The organism is Granulicatella elegans (genome assembly GCF_020735385.1).
Taxonomy (GTDB): Bacteria; Bacillota; Bacilli; order Lactobacillales; family Aerococcaceae; genus Granulicatella; species Granulicatella elegans_B.
Window position 1 is genome coordinate 1,327,092 of record NZ_CP085953.1, and the last position, 21,579, is coordinate 1,348,670.

Below are 21,579 nucleotides of genomic sequence, written 5' to 3' on the forward strand. Positions count from 1 at the left end.
ATGCGAAAAAAAGATAAAGACTACGCAAGAAGAATGGCCAAAGAAAATTTATTGCGGTTGAGTAAGGAAGAAAGAATCGTTCAAGAAGATAAGATTATTGCTTATCTAGAAAAGAATGCTCAATGGAAAAACGCTCAAGTAATTGCATTAACGAAATCAATGCCTATCGAGTTTTCATTGGAAAAAGTTGTCGAGATAGCTCGAAAAATGAATAAGAAAATTGTAGTTCCCGTAACTTTACCACATCGACAAATGAAATTTGCGTTTTGGGATGAAAAGACTGAATTTCAAAAAAATTCCTTTGGAGTCGAAGAACCAATCCATCCCGTCTGGGTAGAGGAAGAGCAGATTGATTTAGTCATCGTTCCTGGACTTGCCTATTCTAAAAAAGGAGAACGATTAGGGTTTGGTGGAGGATATTATGACCGATTTTTAGAAAAACACAATTATTCTACACTGAGTCTTGCTTATAAAGAACAAGTCTATGATGAAGTGAGTTGGGAAATTGAAGTGTTTGATCAATGTATTCAAACACTGATTACAATGGAAGGAGTGTCGAATACAAATGAATTATTGGAGAAAAGAAAGATATAAAAGAACCATTTTACAAAATTTAACGGTTTCAAATGCATTTTTATTGATACAAATTGTGATGTTTATCATGATGACATTACAAGGTGGTTCAACAAATCCCGCAGTATTAGTCTGTTATGGAGCAAAATATAATCCGTTTATTATCGCTTTTCATCAATATTGGCGTTTTATTACACCAATATTTTTACATATTGGAATAGAACATCTTGTAATGAATAGTATCTTTTTATATTTTTTAGGAAATCAACTAGAAAGTATTATTGGTCATGGAAGATTTTTTGTAATCTATCTACTAAGTGGTATCATTGGAAATGTGGCAAGTTTTGCTTTTAGTCCATCTATTTCAGCGGGGGCAAGTACGTCATTATTTGGTTTATTTGGAATTATTTTATATTTATCTACAAAGCATAAATATATTTATTTTTTCAGGGAATTAGGAATGCAATATAAAGCTCTGTTGATCATGAACCTTATATCCAGCTTGTTTTTAAGTAGAGTAGATGTTTATGGACATCTTGGTGGTTTAGTGGGTGGATATATGGCTACTGCTGTTTTTACATTTAGAGGGGATGGAGTAACAAAATTTTATGAAAGAATCTTATTTGGGATTGCTTATATTATTGTGTTTATCGTGTTGTTCTTTATTGGACTAACACAATTTATACTATGAAATCCCTTTACAAACTGATATACTATAAATATATGAGGTGAGTATTATGAATAAAAAAATTATTGGTATTGATTTAGGAGGTACATCTATTAAGTTTGCTATTTTAACACAAAATGGTGAAATTCAAGAAAAATGGTCTATTCCTACCAATATTTTAGATGAAGGAAGCCAGATTGTACCAGATATTATTCAATCTATTAAACATAAACTAACGGTATTAGGATTAACAAAGGATGATTTTTTAGGAATTGGAATGGGTTCTCCTGGTGTAGTAAATCGTCAAGAAGGAACTGTTATTGGTGCGTATAATTTAAACTGGAAAACATTACAACCAATTAAACAACAAATTGAATCAGAATTAGGCTTATCATTTTATATTGATAATGATGCGAATGTGGCTGCTCTAGGAGAAAAATGGGTTGGCGCAGGAAATAATGAACCAGATGTTGTTTTTGTAACACTAGGAACTGGTGTTGGTGGTGGAGTGATTGCCGGTAACCAATTAATCCATGGATTTAGTGGTGCAGGTGGTGAACTTGGTCATATTGCTGTTGATTTCGAAGAACCGATTGCTTGTACATGTGGTAAAAAAGGTTGTTTAGAAACAGTAGCTAGTGCAACGGGTGTTGTGAATTTAACACGTCGTTACGCAGAAAGATATGCTGGAGATTCAGCGTTAAAAGTAAAAATTGATGATGGTCAACAAGTCACTGCTAAAGATGTTTTTGATTTGGCAAAAGAACAGGATAAATTAGCGTTAATCGTGATTCGTCATTTTTCAGAATATTTAGGAGTAGCATGTTCACATATTGCCAATATTTTAAATCCATCAAGAATTGTGATTGGTGGTGGCGTGAGTGCTGCTGGAGAATTTTTATTAAAAGCTGTTCGTGAGGAATTTGAAAAAAATGTTTTTCCTCCAATTAAAGATTCAACTGTTTTAGCATTGGCTGAATTAGGAAATGATGCTGGTGTTATTGGAGCAGCTTCATTAGTATTAATTGGAAAAGTATAATTAGAAAGGTAGTATTGTATGTTATTTTGGATTGTATGGAGTATTTTAGCAGTATATGTTGCGTATATTGCAGTATTATTTTGGATGCGTCGTAGTTCAGCAGAAACTTTAGATGCAGCGGAATTTAGTAAAGATTTACGTCATGGTCAATTGATTGATTTGCGTGAAAAGGATGAGTTTAGAGCGGGACATATTTTAGGAGCTAGAAATATTCCTTATTCTCAATTTAAGGATCGTATGTTTGAGTTAAGAAAAGATCAACCGATTTATTTATATGAGCAAGGAATGACGATTTCTGGAAGAGCAGCGTATCGTTTAAAACGTAAGGGTTATTCGAATATTTTCATTTTGAAAAATGGATATGACGCATGGAAAGGGAAGGTCAAAAAAGGGTACTAGAGATTAAAATAGATTTTATCTTGTGTAGCAAGGGACGGCAGCAGCTACGCAAAGAGAATCTCATGCCTGAAAATCTGCCTCATGGCAATGCTATAGTGAGAGCCATATTTTTTGCGATTTCAAAACGAAACTTTTTATTTGACAAAGGGAAAAATTTGCTTTTTGCTGTTAAAAATTTGAATAACTCATCTTTAATGTGATCCAGAGAAGTCAGCAAAGAGTTTATAATTTTTTTGATGAGCAAATCATTTTCAAACGAAAGGAATTGATGTCGCAAAAAGATTTCGCTAAGCAGTAGTAGTTCGTAACAAAATGTAATAAGCACTATCTTTTTAAAATAGTCCAGAGAGGCTAACAAGGGATTGAATTTAACATTACAAGCTTATTTGAGCATAGATTTTTTGAGTCACCATTCAAATAATAACTTAAATTTAAAGATAAAAATCATGACCACTCGTCTAACGGGTGGTCATGATTTCGTAATGGTAACAGTCAGGTGTTCCTTAAAACATTTTTAAGAAAAGTTTATTTTTGGTTTCTCTACTGGAATACTAATTTCGACAAAATTATCTGCGTAAATAATATCTAAACCTTCGCAAGTTGTATGAAGTAAACGATGGACTACAAATTCAATTTCATTGTCTTTTACACGGCGTTTGCGGTTGATAATAATGATATCTTTATGAGTAGCAGCATTCTCATAAATAACGGTTGTTTGTCCTAGTGAATACACTTTTACAAAAAATGCATCCGTATTGGCTAATTGTTCTTTAACAAGTTTTAAGTGACTATTGGTAATATCAATTAACTTCATTTTCATACACCCTTTACTGTAATCTCTTTCTATTATTATACTCTTTTTTTCTGAAAAATTCATTATTAAAATTTAAAAAAATGAAAAAACATAATTTAGAAGACGAAACAGCAAATGATGATAAAAATTTATTAAAAAATGTATAGAAATAGTTGTTAAAATTATAAAAACATGGTAACCTAACTAAATGAGAGGAGTGTATACGTTTGCTAGGTATACTAGTGAGAATACAATCCTTAATAAAAAATTTTATTTTCAAAGGAGTTTTTTTTCATGGAAAAGAAAGAATATCACGTAATTGCAGAAACAGGAATTCACGCTCGTCCAGCGACATTATTAGTTCAAACAGCTAGCAAATTTTCTTCAGATATTCAATTAGAATACAAAGGTAAATCTGTTAACTTAAAATCAATCATGGGTGTTATGTCATTAGGTGTTGGTCAAGGTGCTGACGTAGTGATTACAGCTGATGGTGAAGATGCTGCAGAAGCACTTGCTGGAATCGAAGAAACAATGAAAAAAGAAGGATTAGCTGAGTAATATGAAACCTACTTTACAAGGTATTGCAGCCAGTGATGGTATTGCAATCGCAAAAGTTTATACATTAATTGAGCCAGATTTAAGCTTTACAAAAATTAGTGTAGAAGACACAGATAATGAAATCTCACGTTTAGAAAAAGCTTTAGAAGTTTCTACAAAAGAGATTGAATTAATTAAAGAAACAGCATTAAAAAATCTTGGAGAAGAAGAAGCTCAAGTATTTGAAGCTCACTTAATGGTATTAAGTGACCCTGAATTAGTAGGTCAAGTAAAAGATGCGATTACTTCTCAAAAAGTAAATGCTGAACATGCTTTAAAAGAAGTTTCAGATATGTTTATTAGCATTTTTGCTAGTATGGAAGATAATCCATATATGCAAGAACGTGCTGCGGATATCCGTGACGTATCAAAACGTATTTTAGCAAATTTATTAGGTGTTAAAATCCCTAGCCCTGCTACAATCAAAGATGAAGTAGTAGTTGTTGCTGGAGACTTAACTCCAAGTGATACAGCTCAATTAAATCGTCAATATGTTAAGGCGTTCGTAACAGATATCGGTGGACGTACTTCTCACTCAGCGATTATGGCTCGTTCATTAGAAATTCCTGCTATTGTAGGTACAAAAGAAATTACATCATTGGCTAAAGATGGTGATTTAATTATTATCGATGGTCTTTCAGGAGAAGTATTCTTAAATCCTTCTGAAGAAGTAGTTGTTGAATACCGTACAAAAGCAGAAGCATTTGCAGCACAACAAGCTGAATGGGAAAAATTAAAAGATGCTGATACATTTACAAAAGATGGTCATCAAGTTGAATTAGCAGCAAACATTGGAACTCCAAAAGATTTAGAAGGAGTTATTAACAATGGTGCTGAAGGTGTTGGTTTATACCGTACAGAATTCTTATACATGGATTCTCATGATATGCCAACTGAAGAAGACCAATTTGAAGCTTATAAAGCTGTATTAGAAGGAATGAATGGTAAACCAGTGGTTGTTCGTACAATGGACATCGGTGGAGATAAAGAATTGCCATACTTACCTTTACCACACGAAATGAATCCATTCTTAGGATACCGTGCGATTCGTATTTCATTAAATGAACCTGAAATGTTCCGTACACAATTACGTGCATTATTACGTGCATCAGTTTATGGAAAATTACGTATCATGTTCCCAATGATTGCGACATTAAACGATTTCCGTGGAGCAAAAGCATTATTATTAGAAGAAAAAGCTAAATTAGTTGCAGAAGGTGTTGCAGTTAGCGATGACATCCAAGTAGGGATTATGATTGAAATTCCTGCCGCAGCAGTATTAGCGCATCAATTTGCTAAAGAAGTTGATTTCTTCAGTATTGGAACAAATGACTTAATTCAATATACAATGGCTGCTGACCGTATGAACGAACGCGTTTCATACTTATACCAACCATACAATCCATCAATTTTAACATTAATTAAACATGTGATTGATTCAGCACATAAAGAAGGTAAATGGGCTGGAATGTGTGGAGAAATGGCTGGAGATCAAACAGCTGTGCCATTACTTGTTGGTTTAGGCTTAGATGAATTCTCAATGTCTGCATCTAGCGTATTAAAAACACGTAGCTTAATTTCTAAATTAACGTTAGAAAATATGAAAGAATTAGCAGATAAAGCAATCAATGAATGTGCAACTGTACAAGAAGTTGAAGCTTTAGTTGAAGAAGCAGTTTCAAAATTATAATTTGAAATGATTTGGAGTGAGAGAAATCTCACTCTTTTTTGTTTGTTTCTTTGTCAAATAGCATTGTTTGAAAAATAGAAATTGTTTCCATTCTATGAGATTTTGTCATTGCATGACAGAATTTCAAAGGGTATAATGGGGAAAACGTGTAAATGGAGGTGTTCAGATGAAGAAAGATAAAATCTTTCAGTTAGTGTTTACAGCAATTTTAATTTCAATTATTATTTTACAAAGTTTTATTCCATTTTTAGGGAATTTACCTTTGCTAGTTATTGATATTACGATTATTCATATTACAGTCATTATTGGAGCTTGTTTAATGGGGTGGCAAACGGGACTATTATTAGGGACAGTTTGGGGAGTATGTTCTTTTATTCGCGCATTTACTTCGGGAAGTGCTATTAGTTTATTAGTCTTTACGAATCCATTAATTTCAATTATGCCACGAGCATTAGTTGGTTTACTTTCTGGCTTACTTTTTGTTGCTTTGCAAAAAGGTATTTCATCTAGCCATTTAAGAATGAGTATTGTTGGGGCTTTTGGTAGCTTATTAAACACAACTTTAGTATTATCGTTGATTTATTTATTAGTTGGAAATCAATATGCTGAAAAATTACAAACAAGTCTTGGTCAATTACCCGTCTTATTAATGACTATTGTTGGAACAAATGGAGTACCGGAAGCAATTGCTTCTGCTGTTATTGTACCAGTTGTGGGTGGAGTTCTTTTAAAATTAATGGGAAAACGGAGAATGAAAAATGCTTAATCAAAAGAAAGTAGCCGTGTATGTTACAGGTGGAATTGCAGCATATAAAGATCTTTTATTTGTAAGATTATTAATAAAAGAAGGTGCAAAAGTAAAAGTTGCAATGACTCAATCAGCTTGTCAATTTGTTTCACCTTTGACGTTTCAAGTGTTAACGAAAGAAAAAGTAATAGTGGATACATTTGATGAAAATGATCCATCAGTTGTTCAACATATTCATTTGGCAGATTGGAGTGAATTAGCGATTGTCATTCCAGCTACAGCTAATACTATTGCTAAGATGGCGAATGGAATAGCGGATAATTTTGTAACAAGTGCATTACTTGCTACAACTGCTCCTAAAGTAATCGTTCCCGCTATGAATGAACATATGTGGGAAAATCCGGCTACAGTAAGAAATTGTGCTCAATTACAAAAAGATGGAGTGTTTTTCATTGAACCATCTGTTGGTTTCTTAGCTGAAGGTTATTCAGGAAAAGGTCGATTGCCAGAGCCAGAGGAAGTTCTTCAACAAATTAAAGAATTGAATTTGTTTGAGGAAGAAGAAAAGACTTTATTAGGGAAAAAGGTTTTAATTACAGCTGGTGGAACAAAAGAAAGAATTGATCCAGTTCGCTATATTTCCAATGATTCTTCTGGGAAAATGGGGTATGCCTTAGCAGAAGATGCTTTAAAAAAAGGGGCAGAAGTCATTTTAATTTCTGCAACAACGGCATTACCTGTTCCGAATGGAGTGAAAATGGAGTATGTGGAATCTGCTAGAGAAATGCAAGAAAAAGTATTAAATCATTTTTCATCTGTAGATATTGCCATTATGGTAGCTGCTGTATCGGATTATCGAGTAAAAGAACCTGCCACTCAAAAAATAAAAAAAACTGATGATGAAAATGAAATGACCTTAACTTTGGTAAAAAATCCTGATATTTTAAAACAATTAGGAAATTTGAAAAAAGAAGGACAAACGGTTATTGGATTTGCAGCAGAAACTCATCAAGTCATTGAGTTTGCTAAACAAAAGCTTGTTAAGAAGAATGCAGACTTTATTATTGCTAATGATGTTTCGGATCAGTCGATTGGATTTGGGGCTGATATGCATCAAGTAACGATTCTTTCAAAGAATGGGGAAGAAATTTTGTTGCCGAAAGTTTCTAAACATTTATTAGCAAAAGAAATTTGGAAGCATTTAGTTCCAAATTTATAAATACGAACTAAATTAGACTTTTCAAAAGTAGTAAACGATATTGTTAGAACTACTTTGAAAAGTCTTTTTTTGTTACCTCAATGAAAAAATGAAGGAGGATTATCAAAAATTTTAAGAAAAATTCAGAAAACTTTACTTGATTTATTAAAAAACTATGTGAAAGCTATTCCAGTGGTCGAATTTGTGCTATAATGATGAAGGTTTGTTAGGCATGAGAGGAGTAGATATGAAAACAGAATATCAAATGCCAGAATTTATGAAAAATCATTATACTTTAAAAGCTATGGAAGTATTACAAAAGAAAAAAACGACGTTGTTTTTCAAACGTCTTTTTGACATCTGTTTGTCACTAATACTTTTAGTAATATTATCACCAATCTTTTTAGTTTTAAGTATTTGTATTAAGCTAGAAGATGGCGGACCTATCTTTTATCGACAGCAACGAATTACAACATTTGGAAGAGTATTTAGAATTTTTAAATTCCGTACAATGGTAATGAATGCTGATAAAATGGGACCATTAGTAACTCAAGATAATGATTCAAGAATTACAAAAATTGGGAAAAAGATTAGAAGTTTCCGTTTAGATGAAGTACCACAATTGATTAATGTGTTAATTGGAGATATGACATTTGTTGGGACTCGTCCAGAGGTTCAAAAATATGTGGATGCCTATTCTGAAGAAATGATGGTGACGTTATTGTTACCAGCAGGAATCACTTCAAAATCAAGTATTAAGTTTAGAAATGAAGCAGATAAAATTTCTAAATGGATGGAACAAGGATTAACAGCAGATGAAGCTTATATCCAAAAGATTCTTCCAGAAAAAATGAAATATAATATTGATTATATTGATGAACTAAGTATTGCTCAAGATATAAAAGTAATGCTTCAAACTGTATTTATTGTTTTAAGATAGTAAATAAACATTCGGAGGTTAAAAGACATGATTAGAAATATTCCATTTTCACCACCAGATATTAGCAATCGAGAAATTGAATTAGTAACAGAAGTGCTTAAATCAGGTTGGATTACAACTGGACCAAAAACAAAAGAATTTGAAAGACAATTAGCAGCCTATTTAGGAACTGGTAAAACAGTTTGTTTAAATTCAGCAACAGCTGCATTAGAACTAGCTTTACGAGTGTTAGGGATTGGTGAAGGAGACGAAGTCATCGTTCCAGCTTATACTTATACTGCTTCATGTAGTGTGATTGAACACGTTGGAGCAACTCCAGTATTAGTAGATATTCAAGAAAACCACCATGAAATGAATTATGATTTATTAGAACAAGCGATAACTCCAGCGACTAAAGTAATTATTCCTGTAGAATTAGGTGGAGTGCCTTGTGATTATACTCGTATTTTTGAAGTAGTAGAAAAGAAGAAAGACTTATTCTCAGCAAATAATGCCTTGCAAGCTCATTTTAATCGAATCATTGTAGTTTCAGATTCAGCTCATGCGATGGGAACTACGATTAATGGGTTATCAGTTGCACAAGTGGCTGACTTTGCTTCTTATTCATTCCATGCAGTTAAAAATTTAACAACAGCTGAAGGTGGTTGTATTACTTGGAATCCTAAAAATGGATTAGATGATGAAGAAATTTATCATGCTTTCCAAATTTATTCCTTACATGGACAAACAAAAGATGCCTTAGCGAAGACAAAACCAGGTTCATGGGAATATGATATTGAAATTCCAGGATATAAATGCAATATGGCAGATATTATGGCTGCTATTGGTTTAGCACAATTAGAGCGTTATGAAGAAATTTTAACACGTAGAAAAGAAATTATTCGCCAATTTGATGAAGGATTGAAATCTGATACTATTCAAGTGTTAGCACATCAAACAGATTGTTATAAATCTTCAGGACATTTATATATTACAAGAGTAAATGGTGCTTCTTATGAACAAAGAGGTTTGATTATTGAAAAAATGGCAGATCGAGGTATTTCATGTAATGTGCATTATAAACCATTACCATTATTAACAGCCTATAAAAATTTAGGATTCGATATTAAAGATTATCCTAATGCTTATCGTTATTTTGAAAATGAAGTGACCTTACCATTACACACATTACTAACGGACGAAGATATTCAATATATTGTTCAAAATTATAAAGAAGTCGTTCATGAAGTATTAAATGCTTGATGGAGTAAGGAGAAGTGTAGATGAATAATCGATTAAAAATATTATTTCTATTTGTATTAGACTCGATCATCGTACTGGGTTCTGTATTTTTAAGTTTTAGACTAGTAACGGAAGGGCTAATTCGTAATATTCATGCCTTAACTGTTACAGCATTATTATCTTTAGCAGCTTATTATGTATTTTCTTATTTCTTAAATTTATATTGGAGAGATTGGGAATATGCGAGTGTTTATGAAGTTATTACAGTTGTAAAATGTGTAAGTGCTTCGGTAATTGTTTCTACTGTTGCAGGAATTGTTTGGTTCAAAACATTAGTAACATGGCAATTTGTAGTAGTGTTATGGCTATTACTTGTCTGTGCAGTAGGTGGCGTTCGTCTGTCAATGCGTATTTTCAGAGAGTACTTTGTAGACAGCGTTGTTATGGAAAATGCAAAACCAACTTTAATTGTTGGAGCAGGGGCAGCAGGAACTTTATTAGTTCGTCAAATGCTAATGCATCCAAAAATGAGAATGATGCCAGTAGCCTTTGTTGATGATGATCCAGAAAAACAAAGAAAAGATATTTATGGCGTTCGTATTTTAGGAACTACAAAAGATATTGAAAAAATTGTTCAACATATGGGAATTACTAAAGTTGTTATTGCGATGCCTTCATTACCAAATAAAAAATTAAATGAAGTTTATGATATTGCTCGTAAAACCGGAGCAGAATGTGTCATCCTTCCAAATATTGATGAAGTCATGTCAGGAAACTTACATGTACAACAATTGAGAAATGTTGAAATTGAAGATTTACTTGGACGAGATCCAATTGAATTGGATCAAACGTTAATTGAAAAACAATTACGTGGAAAACGAATTTTAGTAACTGGGGCAGGAGGCTCCATCGGTTCTGAAATTTGTCGACAAGTTTCTTCGTTCCGTCCAAAAGAATTAATTATTTTAGGACATGGAGAAAATAGTATTTATCAATTAAATATGGAATTACTTGGAAAATATGCTGAGCATTTTAGAATTACTCCTGTCATTGCGGATGTTCAAGATAGAAAGCGTATTTTTGAAGTGATGGAAAAATATCGTCCAGACGTTGTGTACCATGCTGCAGCGCACAAACATGTGCCTCTAATGGAAATTAATCCTAGAGAAGCAGTGAAAAATAATATTTTAGGAACTCGAAATGTTGCAGAAGCTGCGAATCATGCAAAAGTAAAAACTTTTGTGATGATTTCAACTGATAAAGCTGTTAACCCACCGAATATTATGGGAGCAACAAAACGCCTATGTGAAATGATTGTTCAAGATATGGCAACGAAGAGTGATTCAACGAAATATGTAGCAGTGCGTTTCGGGAATGTATTAGGATCGAGAGGTTCTGTTATTCCATTATTTAAGAAACAAATTGCAAAAGGTGGACCAATTACAGTAACTCACCCAGATATTGTTCGTTACTTTATGACGATTCCAGAAGCAGCACAATTAGTGATTCAAGCTGGTTCTCTAGCGCGTGGAGGAGAAATTTTCGTGTTAGATATGGGTAAACCAGTTCGTATTTTGGACTTAGCGAAAAATCTAATCCGTTTATCAGGATACAGTGAAGATGATATCGAAATTAAATTTACTGGTTTACGTCCTGGTGAAAAAATGTATGAAGAGTTATTGAATGAGGGTGAAGTTAATCCAAAACAAATTTTCCCTAAAATTCATATCGGAATTTCGGATAATTCAAAAATTAATCGTGTGTATGACTTTATTGAAAAGTTCGAAAATTATTCAGAACAAGAATTACATGATGAATTGATTGATATTGCGAATAAAAAGAAATAAAATAGAGAAGGCTGGATAATGCTCCAGCCTTCTTTTCATAAACACAGATTAAGGAGAAATTATGTTAGTATCAATATCTATTAGTGCATACAATGAAGAAAAATATTTGCCAGCATTATTTGAAAGTTTAGTCCATCAAACGTATCCTCATAAACAAATTGAAATTGTTTTGATAAATGCGATGTCAACAGATTGTACGAGAAGTTTAATGAATGAGTTTCAAGAAAACTATCAACATGAATTTTATGCTATTAAGATTTTTGATAATCCTAAAAAGACATTGAATACAGGATTAAATTTAGGATTTAAACATTCGGATGGAGATTGTTATTTAAAAATCGATGCGCATTCTCATATTCCAGAAGATTTTATTGAAAATAATGTAGCTGTGATCCAAACAGGAGAACGAGTTTGCGGAGGAAGAAGACCAACGATTGTTGAAACAGATGATGAATTAGCGAAGACATTACATATCGTTGAAGAATCTGCATTAGGTAGTAGCATCGCAAATTATCGTAAAGGTGATGAGAGTCGTTATGTCGATTCTGTATTCCAAGGAATGTATCATAAAGATGTCGTAGATAAAGTTGGATATTTTGACGAAAAGTTAGTTCGTACAGAAGATAATGAGTTCCACTATCGTATTCGAAAAAATGGATTTAAAATATGGTATGATACTTCGATTGAATCATTTCAATATATTCGACCAACTTACTCAAAAATGTTAAAACAAAAATATGGAAATGGTTATTGGATTGGTTTAACAAGTCATGTATGTCGTGAATGTTTATCGCTATTCCATTTTGTACCTGGAATTTTTGTGAGTACATTATTAGCAACGGTTTTATTTGCTGGAATTTCTGCATTACCATTTTTATTATTAGTAAGTGTTTATTTATTAGCGATTATTGGATTGTCACTATTTGAAATTTCAACCCATCCATTTCATGTCACTCGTTTATTGATTCCATTTATGATGATTTCTGTTCATTTTTCTTATGGAATCGGAACAATCCGTGGGTGGATTGAAGGATTTTGGTGGAAGAAAACGTATTATTCAATGAATGAAGATTAAAATTGTTAAAAAGTGGTAAATCTCTCCTCATGGTGTAGAGGAATTATGGTATAATAAATTGATTGTAGTTAAAAGTGAGGTTGAAAAGTTTGAGTAGAGTTGAAAATCATATTCATAAAAAAATTTTAAAAAATAAACGAAAAAAATGGACGATATTTTTTATCGTTTTACTGGCAACTTTAATAACAGTATCAGGAGCTTATATTCGTGCTCGATTAGCAAAAGTAGAAAATGCGATTCATCAAGAAGTAGAAACGGTGAATTTACGTGAAAAGGAAATTACAGATAATGATAGTTTTTCCGTTTTATTATTAGGAATTGATAACGGGGCGTATGGGCGAGGAACAGAAGTCGGCCGTAGTGATACGATGTTAGTTGTAACAGTTAATGAAAAGTTAGGTAAAACAACAATTGTTAGTATTCCACGTGACTCTTACACAGAAATTGTTGGTTATGGAACCAATGACAAAATTAACCATGCCTATGCATTTGGTCAAGAAAAAATGTCTATTAATAGTGTACAAAATATGTTAAATGTCCCAATTGATTATTATGTGACTGTTGATATGGGAGGTTTAATGGGCTTAGTCGATGCGGTTGGTGGATTGGATATTACACCAGTATTAACTTTCACTTATGAAGGAGAATCCTTTACAGAAGGAGAAGACAGACATGTTGATGGTGAAGCAGCATTAAGATATGCAAGAATGCGATATGATGACCCAGAAGGAGATATGGGACGTCAAAAACGTCAACAATATGTAATCCAGAAATTAGTAGAAAAACTATTAAATATAACTTCTATAACTCGTTATGAAGAAATTTTAAAAACTTTAGAAAATTCAGTTCGTACGAATTTTACACTTGATAAATTATTATCGATAAAAAATAATTATCCAAAAGCTTTAAAGAACTTTGAAAGTGATAAAATTAGTGGTTCGGGTACAATGATTGGTGGTATTTATTATTTTGTAGTACCAGAAGATGAAAGATTACGTATTTCTAATCTGTTACGTGAGAATTTAGAACTTCAAAAAGTAGATTCACTCAAACATATTGAAACAAACGAGACACAGATTGTTCCTGAAGTTGAAAATCATCAGCCAACAAATTCATCATTTTACCAAGAAGAGATTGCAGATGAATATGTTGAACCAGCTACTGTTCCTCAAGCAGAAAATAATCAACCTGTAGCTCCAGCAACGACTGTTGCCCCAACTACAGTAAATACTACAACAGTAGCCAATACTCAAAAAAATGATGATAAAAAGGCTGAAACTACAAAAGATACTCAACCAACGACTGTTGCCCCTACTAAACCTGAAACTAGTTCTGTAGAACTTGCACCAGTGCCAAGTAATTCAACGATTGAACCAAAATCAGCTGCAACAGAAACAAATAATCAATAACCAATATTACAAAGGAAATTTGAGGAAATAAAATGGTAGAACAACATGAGTTTGGTCTTCGTTCAAAAAGAAGACAAAAAAAGAAAAAAGGAAAGTTATTATTTATTTTCATATTGATTTCTGCTTTTCTGGTAGGAGCATCTATTGTTTTTGCTGATAAATTAAATTTACTCCACCAAACAATTAGTACGATTACTCAAGATGTTGGGAATAGAACTAAAGAAGAAGCACAAGAAATTATTGAAAATGCTAAACCTATTAATATTTTATTATTAGGGATTGATAATGGTGCATATGGTCGACCAACTGAAGATGGTAGAAGCGATACGATGTTGTTATTAACATCGAATCCAACTGAGAAAAAAGCACAGTTATTGAGCATTCCACGTGACACTTATACAGAAATTGTTGGAATGAACTACTATGACAAAATTAATCATGCTTACGCATATGGACAAGCCAAAATGGCGATTAATTCTGTAGAAAAATTATTTGATACAAGCATTGATTTTTATATGGAAATTAATATGTCTGGTTTAATGGAATTTGTTGATGCAGTTGGCGGCATTGAAGTAACAAGCCCATTAACTTTCACTTATGAGGAACGTTCATTTGTAGAAGGAAAAACGGAATTATTAGATGGCGAAAGTGCATTACGCTTTGCAAGAATGCGTTATGATGATCCAGAAGGAGATTATGGCCGTCAAAAACGTCAAAGAATTGTTATTGAACAATTAGTGAAAAAAATGATGTCCTTTAATTCGATTACGAATTTTGAAAAAATTATGAATGCTGTAAGTAAAAATGTTAAAACAGATATTCCAATTGGAAAAATTATGGCATTGAAAAACACATATGGCCCTTCATTTGACCATTTAGAACAAGCATTTATTGAAGAACGTTCATTATTATTGAAAAATTCAATAGGAGAGCAAATTTATTATTCGTATGCTACAGATGAAGAATTATTAGAAAAATCTAATTTAATCCGTGAATATTTAGGTCAAAAACCTGTTAAAACTTATCCATTATTACAACAAAGAGAAAACTTATTTTATTTAACTACGCCATAGAAAGAAGGAAATCAAATGATTTACGCTGGAATACTTGCTGGTGGAACGGGAACTCGTATGGGAATTCAAGATATGCCTAAACAGTTTTTAACATTAGGAAAAAAACCAATTATTATGCATACCGTTGAGAAATTCTTGTTTGTTCCTGATATTGATATTATTTATGTAGCTGTTCATCCTAATTGGATGACATACTTTGAAGATTTGCTCCATAAATATGTTCCAACACAAAAAGAAAGAATTCGTGTTGTTTCAGGTGGAAAAGATAGAAATGATAGTATTATGAATATTATTCATGATATTCAAGAAAAATCTAATGAAACGACAGATGATATTTTAATTACTCATGATGCAGTTCGTCCATTTGTATCTTATCGTATGATTGAAGAAAATATTGCTGCTATGAAAGAATATGATGTAGCAGATACAGTCGTTCTTGCAAATGATACAATTGTTGAATCTGTCGATGGAAAAGTTATTTCATCTATTCCGAATCGTACACATATGTACCAAGGCCAAACGCCACAAACTTTCAAAATTCGTGCATTTGTAGATATTTACGAATCGACGGAAGAAGAAGTCAAACAAATTTTGACAGATGCTTGTAAAGTGTTTGTATTAAATAATACGCCTGTTGGATTAGTTCAAGGGGAATATTCAAATATTAAAATTACTACAGTAACGGATTTAAAAATTGCTGAAGCGATGTTGGGGGAGATCTAAGTGATTAATCGAGTATATCAATTGATTCGTCCGCATTATTTTTCTGTGAAATATGAAGACGTTGAAATAGAGCAAGAAGACACAGTCGTTGTTCGACCAAATTATATTGCACTATGTCATGCAGACCAACGTTATTTCCAAGGGACACGTCCACCAAAAATTTTACAAAAGAAATTGCCAATGGCATTAATTCACGAATGTTGTGGAATTGTTGTCAGTGATGTTTCAGGAACATATAAAACTGGAGATAAAGTCGTCATGATTCCAAACCAACCTCCAAAAGAATTTGAAGAGGGAACAGAATTTTATGAAAACTATGTAACAGGTGCTTATTTCCGTTCAAGTGGGCATGATGGATTTATGAGAGAATTTGTTACAATTCCTAAAAATCGTGTGGTGAAATACGAAACAATTCCATCAAAAGTTGCTGCAATTACAGAATTTGTTTCCGTTGGGATTCATGGTATTACAAGAATGAAACAAGTAGCACATTCAAGAAGAGACCGTATTGTGGTATGGGGATCTGGAAGTCTAGCTTATGTGGTTGCGACACTTGCAAAAGAAAAATTCCCTAACTCAACGATTATTGTGGTTGGAAAAAATCATGATAAATTGCGTTTATTCTCATTTGCAGATGAAGTATATGATGTCAGTGAAATTGAGGATGATTTCACGTTTGATCATGCTTTTGAATGCGTGGGTGGAACTGGAACTCAAGAAGCATACCGAGATATTATTAAACATATTAGACCGCAAGGTACGGTTATTATGATGGGAGTAAGCGAGTTTGAAGTTCCATTAAATACACGAGATATATTAGAAAAAGGTTTAACTTGGGTGGGTAGTTCACGTTCAGGACGTGAAGATTTTGAAGGAGCCGTTGAAATGATGGAACGTCCTCAAGTACATTCAAGATTGAATTTAATTATTCATGAATCAAATAAAATTCAAGATATTCAAGATATCTATCATTTCTTTGAAGAAGATACTGTTACACCATTTAAGACAGTTGCGAAATGGGATATTTAATAATGAGGTGAAATCATGGAACCACTTCAAGCGAAGTGTTTAGAGATGGCAGAGTATTTCGTCCAATTTTGTAATGAAAATAATTTACTTTGCTATTTATGTGGTGGAGGAGCGATTGGAACTCTACGACATAAAGGATTTATTCCTTGGGATGATGACTTAGATTTCTTTATGCCAAGAAAAGATTATGAAAAATTAGCACAACTATGGCCACAAAAGGCAGATAGTCGTTATCAACTTTCTAAAAGTAATGAAAATTATATTGACCGTAATTTATTTATTACGATAAGAGATACTCAAACGACATGTATCAAACCTTATCAACAAGATTTGGATATCCCACATGGATTAGCATTAGATGTGCTTCCGTTGGATTATTATCCAGCTAATGGGCTATCACGAAAAAAACAAGTGATAGCTGCTTTAGTCTATTCACTATTTTGCGCCCAAACTATTCCAGAAAAGCATGGTGGAATTATGAAGTGGGGAAGTCAAGCATTATTAGCACTTGTTCCATCTAAAAAACTTCGTTATAAAATTTGGAAAAAAGCTGAAGCTGAAATGACGAAATATACAAAAGAAGAAAGTGATGGCATTACTGAACTGTGTTCTGGTCCATACTATATGAAGAAGAAATATCCTATTTCTAGTTTTGAGGGTGCATTGTGGCTTCCTTTTGAAGAAACGGAATTACCAATTCCAGTTGGATATGATGCTTATTTAAAAACTGCTTTTGGAGATTATATGACACCTCCACCAGTAGAAAAACAAGTAGCTCATCATGATGCAGTTTTACTTGATTTAGAAAAGAGCTATACTCATTATAAAGGTGAATATTATGGCAAGTAAGAAAAAAGTACTCTTCTTTTTATGGTCGTTCTCATTAGGAGGAGGAGCTGAAAAAATACTTTCTACTATCGTATCAAATTTAGACTTATCTAAATATGAAATTGACATCTTAGAAATGGAACATTTTGATAAAGGCTACGAATCTGTTCCTGAAGGAGTACGAATTTTAAAACCGTATAAGAAGAAAAGTTATGGACGAGTGATAGATGCCATTTTATGGAGACTCAGAATTTATTTTCCATATTTAGTAAGAAAAGGGCTAGTTAAAGATGAGTATGATATTGAAGTTTCTTTTACCATTATGAATCCTGCTTTTCCTTTTTCTAAGAGAAAAGAAGTGAAAAAAATTGCTTGGATTCATGGAAGTATCGAAGCCTTTTTGGAAGAGGAACAAGCTCACTATCGTAACAATCATTTTGAACAATTGAGCCATGCAGATAAAATTATTGCAATTTCTAAAAAAACAAGAAAATCGATTGAAACAGTTTATCCAATGTTTAATGATAAAATTCAAACGATTTATAATGGTTACGATTTTTCCACTCTGTTTGAAAAATCAGAAGAAGTAGCTCTAGTTACATTAGAAAAAAATAGCATTTGTGTGATTGGACGTTTGGAAGCTTTAAAAGGAACAGATCGGGTGTTAGAAGTCTTTAACGAATTACAAAATGAAGTGGATGACGTTCATTTATACTATATTGGTAGTGGAGTACAAGAGAACTTCTTAAAAGAAGAAGTAGAACGTCTTCAATTACAGAATAAAGTTCATTTCTTGGGCTATCAGAAAAATCCATATTCTATTTTAAAGCAAGCTAAAGTCTTGCTATCTTTATCGAAGCAAGAAGGATTTTCAGGAGCAGTTGTAGAAGCTGTGACATTAGGAATTCCTTTTGTTTCTACAAATGTTGGTGGAGCTTTAGAATTATCGAATAATGGTCAATTTGGAGAAATGATAGAGACCAATCAAGAAGCTATTGATGCTCTAAAAAAATATATTACTGGAGAAAGAAACATTTCTGAGAATTATTCAGAATTTATCCAACAATTTACAATTGAAAAACAACTGCAACAAATAGAGGAGTTATTTCAATCATCAAAAGAAGAAAGGGGTTAGATAGATGCTGGATTCTTTAAGAAAACTTCATGCAGTACTCACAACTTTCTGCTATGGGTTAGCCATTGCTCTTTATTTGACTTATTTAAATAATAATCATTTAGAAACATTATTATATACAGTTGTGATGGTTTTTATTGCACATACATTATTTTGTGTTCATCTTTTAAAGTATCAATTAATTCATGCCTTGTTTTATATGACAATTTTTGTATTTTTATTTTCAAGACCGTTAATTGATTATTTAAGAACTGGAAGTTTTGAAACCTATCAACAGGATGCGTATGTATTTACCTTTAATGTCATACTAGTTTCTTTATTAGGATTATGGCTAGGTGGAATAATAGGTGTTAGATATTTTACCCGTAAAAAGGAAAAGCCTGTAGATGAAACTTCATATGCACGTTTGATTTTACAAGTTAGAAGAGTTTCACTAATAGTATTCTTGGTTACATATCCATTTTATGTATTAAGATTAGTCGAACGTTTAATGTTTAGATTACAGACAACTTATTATGGTTATTATGCAAATTTTACAAGTAAATTACCTTACTTCACTTATTTATTATCAGCATTTATGTTCTATGCATTATGTGTGTATCTAGCGACAAAACCATCTAAAAAAGTATCGATATTTATGCTAGGTTTATACGTTTCAGCAAATATGATTCATTTAGTGATTGGAACGAGAAATCCATTTATTTTAAGTTTACTATTTGCCTTTGTATATTTCTTCATGCGTCACTATTCTGATAAAAAAGAAGTTTGGCTTGGACGTAGAGAAAAAATTGCTCTAGGACTAGGAACTCCAGTCTTAATGCTTGCTATGGGAGCGATGAACTATGTTCGGGATGGAGCAAAATTAAAATTCGACAGTATTTTTGCTTTATTAGTTGATTTTATTTATAAACAAGGAACTAGTTTTGGAGTTTTAGCGAGAGGTTATCTCTACCGTAGTAGTTTACCAATTAGAGAAATGAGAAACTTTACATTTGGACCAATAATTGATTATTTCTATCGTGGTAGTATAGGTATGAATGTATTAGGAACTAAAGCTTTTAAATCGACAACGAATAGTATTGAATTAGCCTTAGAAAGTAATAGTTACGCTCATAATATTTCGTATCTTGTATTAAAAAAACAATATTTAGATGGACATGGTATTGGAAGTAGTTACATAATGGAAATTTATACGGACTATGGATTTATTGGCTTACTGATAGCAAGCTGTATTTTGGGGTTTATTTTAATTGCTTTACTGACTTCAGCTTATCGTAAAAATCTACTTGGATTTACGGTTTCGTTATTAGTTCTTGGAAATCTATTCTTTATGGCGAGAAGTAGTTTTTCAGAAAGTTTCTTTAGTTTATTTACAATGCAATTTTGGACAGTCATTATTGTAATTTTCTTAATGTCTTATTCAATGAAGAAACCAATTTATCATACAACATTAGCAAAGGATGGTTATATAAATGTTTGAAAATTATTCATTAGCTGATTTATTAGCTAATTTAAAGAAAAAGAAAAAATGGAATGCAATTGCTGTATTCGTCTTATTTATCTTAATGGCTGTACCGATGAGTTATAAAGCTATTACGTCAAAATCAGTCGTAAAAAATAATACAAGTTACTCAAGTTATATTATTTATAAAATTAATGCACCAGAAAAAGAATTTAAAACAGAAGCCAATACAAAGAATGATCAATTTAGTTTTTTTTATTCGAAATTAATTAGCTCTAATATGAATGGTGCGTATTTATTCAATGATTCAACCGATCAAGAAGTTGCAAGATTTGCAGGTGAAATTGCAAGTAATGCTACTCAATTAAGAAATTCTGATGTTGATTTCTGGGAAAAAAAAATTATTGTCACTTCATTAGGGGACTATACAGGGGTTTCTGTAAAAGCATTAACAACAAGTCCAACTTTAAATCAATTAATTGAGAAAAAAGTGGATGCTTTAATGAATAGTTATAAAGATATTTTTAAAGACGTAAAAATCAACAAATTAGAAACAGTTAATTCTCAAGAAGTGGGCGGAAGTGAAACAACCATTTCAAACTTCAATGTAAAACAATTAGTTTTAAGAATTGTTGTTGTTTTTGTATTTGCTGGATTTTTGGTTATCTTTATTAATTTTGCATGGTATTTATTTAATCCAACAATGAATCGTGCTGGTGATTTTAAAAAATATGATATGCATCAAATCTTTGAAATTGAAAATGCTGAAGTATTACGTCAATTAATTCGTTATAAAAAAGAAACTCATGGAGAGTTTGCTGTGGTAACTTCAAGTAAAGCAATTGCGAAACAATGGGAGAATAAAATTCAAGATGTAACGATTGAGTATGTAGAAGCATCTAATTTTGAAAGAATTTGTCAATTTGATGCTTACTTATTTGTAGAAGAATTTGGTAAGACTCGTTATGTTGATTTTGAAAAGAAATTACAAGAATTACATAATTTTGATAAAACAATTCTTGGTGTAGCAGTATTTCCACTATAATAAAAAATCTCGTCAGTTATTCTGGCGAGATTTTTTTGTTTTCATTTCATATACATTTCATAAACACTCCTTATAATAAGTTACA

The 21,579-nt window shown here is 32.2% G+C and carries 21 protein-coding genes; 20 read left to right on the forward strand and 1 reads right to left on the reverse strand.

The window, feature by feature from the left end:
* The 4 genes from LK443_RS06630 to LK443_RS06645 are packed head-to-tail and all read left to right on the forward strand — an operon-like array spanning position 1 to position 2,678.
* A complete protein-coding gene (locus LK443_RS06630) occupies positions 1 to 594 on the forward strand; it encodes a 5-formyltetrahydrofolate cyclo-ligase (protein ID WP_227931156.1) in 594 nt (197 codons plus the stop codon).
* Positions 566 to 1,264 carry a rhomboid family intramembrane serine protease gene (locus LK443_RS06635; RefSeq protein ID WP_227931157.1) on the forward strand — a complete coding sequence of 233 codons (699 nt, stop codon included), beginning with the start codon at positions 566 to 568 and terminating at the stop codon, positions 1,262 to 1,264. The genes LK443_RS06630 and LK443_RS06635 overlap by 29 nt, the downstream gene beginning before the upstream one ends.
* Positions 1,265 to 1,310: 46 nt before the next feature.
* Positions 1,311 to 2,279, forward strand: coding sequence for an ROK family glucokinase (locus LK443_RS06640; RefSeq protein WP_227931158.1), 969 nt, complete (start codon positions 1,311 to 1,313; stop codon positions 2,277 to 2,279).
* Positions 2,280 to 2,297: 18 nt separating this feature from the next.
* Positions 2,298 to 2,678, forward strand: coding sequence for a rhodanese-like domain-containing protein (locus LK443_RS06645; protein WP_227931159.1), 381 nt, complete (start codon positions 2,298 to 2,300; stop codon positions 2,676 to 2,678).
* 514 nt (positions 2,679 to 3,192) lie between these two features.
* On the opposite strand, the gene LK443_RS06650 is transcribed toward LK443_RS06645, so the two are convergent.
* A complete protein-coding gene (locus LK443_RS06650) occupies positions 3,193 to 3,492 on the reverse strand; it encodes a DUF1827 family protein (protein WP_227931160.1) in 300 nt (99 codons plus the stop codon).
* A 273-nt stretch (positions 3,493 to 3,765) separates the two neighbouring features.
* Between LK443_RS06650 and LK443_RS06655 the strand changes: the two genes are divergently transcribed.
* The 16 genes from LK443_RS06655 (at position 3,766) to LK443_RS06730 (ending at position 21,494) form a co-directional block, all read left to right on the forward strand.
* Entirely contained in the window at positions 3,766 to 4,032 is a 267-nt protein-coding gene (locus LK443_RS06655) for a phosphocarrier protein HPr (protein WP_227931161.1), read from the forward strand.
* 1 nt (position 4,033) lies between these two features.
* A complete protein-coding gene (ptsP, locus tag LK443_RS06660) occupies positions 4,034 to 5,761 on the forward strand; it encodes a phosphoenolpyruvate--protein phosphotransferase (protein ID WP_227931162.1) in 1,728 nt (575 codons plus the stop codon).
* A 166-nt stretch (positions 5,762 to 5,927) separates the two neighbouring features.
* Positions 5,928 to 6,527 (forward strand): ECF transporter S component, encoded by a 600-nt coding sequence (locus LK443_RS06665; protein WP_227931163.1) that lies wholly within the window; start codon positions 5,928 to 5,930, stop codon positions 6,525 to 6,527.
* Positions 6,520 to 7,728: a bifunctional phosphopantothenoylcysteine decarboxylase/phosphopantothenate--cysteine ligase CoaBC gene (gene coaBC, locus LK443_RS06670; RefSeq protein WP_227931164.1), complete on the forward strand. Its 1,209-nt coding sequence runs from the start codon at positions 6,520 to 6,522 to the stop codon at positions 7,726 to 7,728. Before LK443_RS06665 ends, coaBC begins: the two co-directional genes overlap by 8 nt.
* Positions 7,729 to 7,954: 226 nt before the next feature.
* Positions 7,955 to 8,647: a sugar transferase gene (locus LK443_RS06675; protein WP_227931165.1), complete on the forward strand. Its 693-nt coding sequence runs from the start codon at positions 7,955 to 7,957 to the stop codon at positions 8,645 to 8,647.
* Positions 8,648 to 8,674: 27 nt separating this feature from the next.
* Positions 8,675 to 9,889 carry a DegT/DnrJ/EryC1/StrS family aminotransferase gene (locus tag LK443_RS06680; protein ID WP_227931166.1) on the forward strand — a complete coding sequence of 405 codons (1,215 nt, stop codon included), beginning with the start codon at positions 8,675 to 8,677 and terminating at the stop codon, positions 9,887 to 9,889.
* Positions 9,890 to 9,909: 20 nt separating this feature from the next.
* A complete protein-coding gene (locus tag LK443_RS06685) occupies positions 9,910 to 11,715 on the forward strand; it encodes a polysaccharide biosynthesis protein (protein WP_227931167.1) in 1,806 nt (601 codons plus the stop codon).
* A 61-nt stretch (positions 11,716 to 11,776) separates the two neighbouring features.
* Complete coding sequence (locus LK443_RS06690) at positions 11,777 to 12,790, forward strand: glycosyltransferase family 2 protein (protein WP_227931168.1); 1,014 nt, start codon at positions 11,777 to 11,779, stop codon at positions 12,788 to 12,790.
* 89 nt (positions 12,791 to 12,879) lie between these two features.
* Positions 12,880 to 14,199 carry an LCP family protein gene (locus LK443_RS06695; protein ID WP_227931169.1) on the forward strand — a complete coding sequence of 440 codons (1,320 nt, stop codon included), beginning with the start codon at positions 12,880 to 12,882 and terminating at the stop codon, positions 14,197 to 14,199.
* A gap of 32 nt (positions 14,200 to 14,231) precedes the next feature.
* Positions 14,232 to 15,272 carry an LCP family protein gene (locus tag LK443_RS06700; RefSeq protein ID WP_227931170.1) on the forward strand — a complete coding sequence of 347 codons (1,041 nt, stop codon included), beginning with the start codon at positions 14,232 to 14,234 and terminating at the stop codon, positions 15,270 to 15,272.
* A gap of 15 nt (positions 15,273 to 15,287) precedes the next feature.
* On the forward strand, positions 15,288 to 15,995 hold the full coding sequence (locus LK443_RS06705) for a 2-C-methyl-D-erythritol 4-phosphate cytidylyltransferase (RefSeq protein ID WP_227931171.1): 708 nt from the start codon (positions 15,288 to 15,290) through the stop codon (positions 15,993 to 15,995).
* Positions 15,996 to 17,024 (forward strand): alcohol dehydrogenase catalytic domain-containing protein, encoded by a 1,029-nt coding sequence (locus LK443_RS06710; RefSeq protein WP_227931172.1) that lies wholly within the window; start codon positions 15,996 to 15,998, stop codon positions 17,022 to 17,024.
* A gap of 15 nt (positions 17,025 to 17,039) precedes the next feature.
* The gene (locus LK443_RS06715) at positions 17,040 to 17,873 is read left to right on the forward strand and encodes a LicD family protein (RefSeq protein WP_227931173.1); all 834 of its coding nucleotides are present in this window, start codon (positions 17,040 to 17,042) and stop codon (positions 17,871 to 17,873) included.
* Positions 17,863 to 18,987, forward strand: a complete 1,125-nt coding sequence (locus tag LK443_RS06720) for a glycosyltransferase (protein WP_227931174.1) — start codon at positions 17,863 to 17,865, stop codon at positions 18,985 to 18,987. The genes LK443_RS06715 and LK443_RS06720 overlap by 11 nt, the downstream gene beginning before the upstream one ends.
* Positions 18,988 to 18,991: 4 nt before the next feature.
* Positions 18,992 to 20,467 (forward strand): O-antigen polysaccharide polymerase Wzy family protein, encoded by a 1,476-nt coding sequence (locus LK443_RS06725; RefSeq protein ID WP_227931175.1) that lies wholly within the window; start codon positions 18,992 to 18,994, stop codon positions 20,465 to 20,467.
* Positions 20,460 to 21,494, forward strand: a complete 1,035-nt coding sequence (locus LK443_RS06730) for a prephenate dehydratase (RefSeq protein ID WP_227931176.1) — start codon at positions 20,460 to 20,462, stop codon at positions 21,492 to 21,494. The genes LK443_RS06725 and LK443_RS06730 overlap by 8 nt, the downstream gene beginning before the upstream one ends.
* The last annotated feature ends 85 nt before the right edge of the window (positions 21,495 to 21,579 follow it).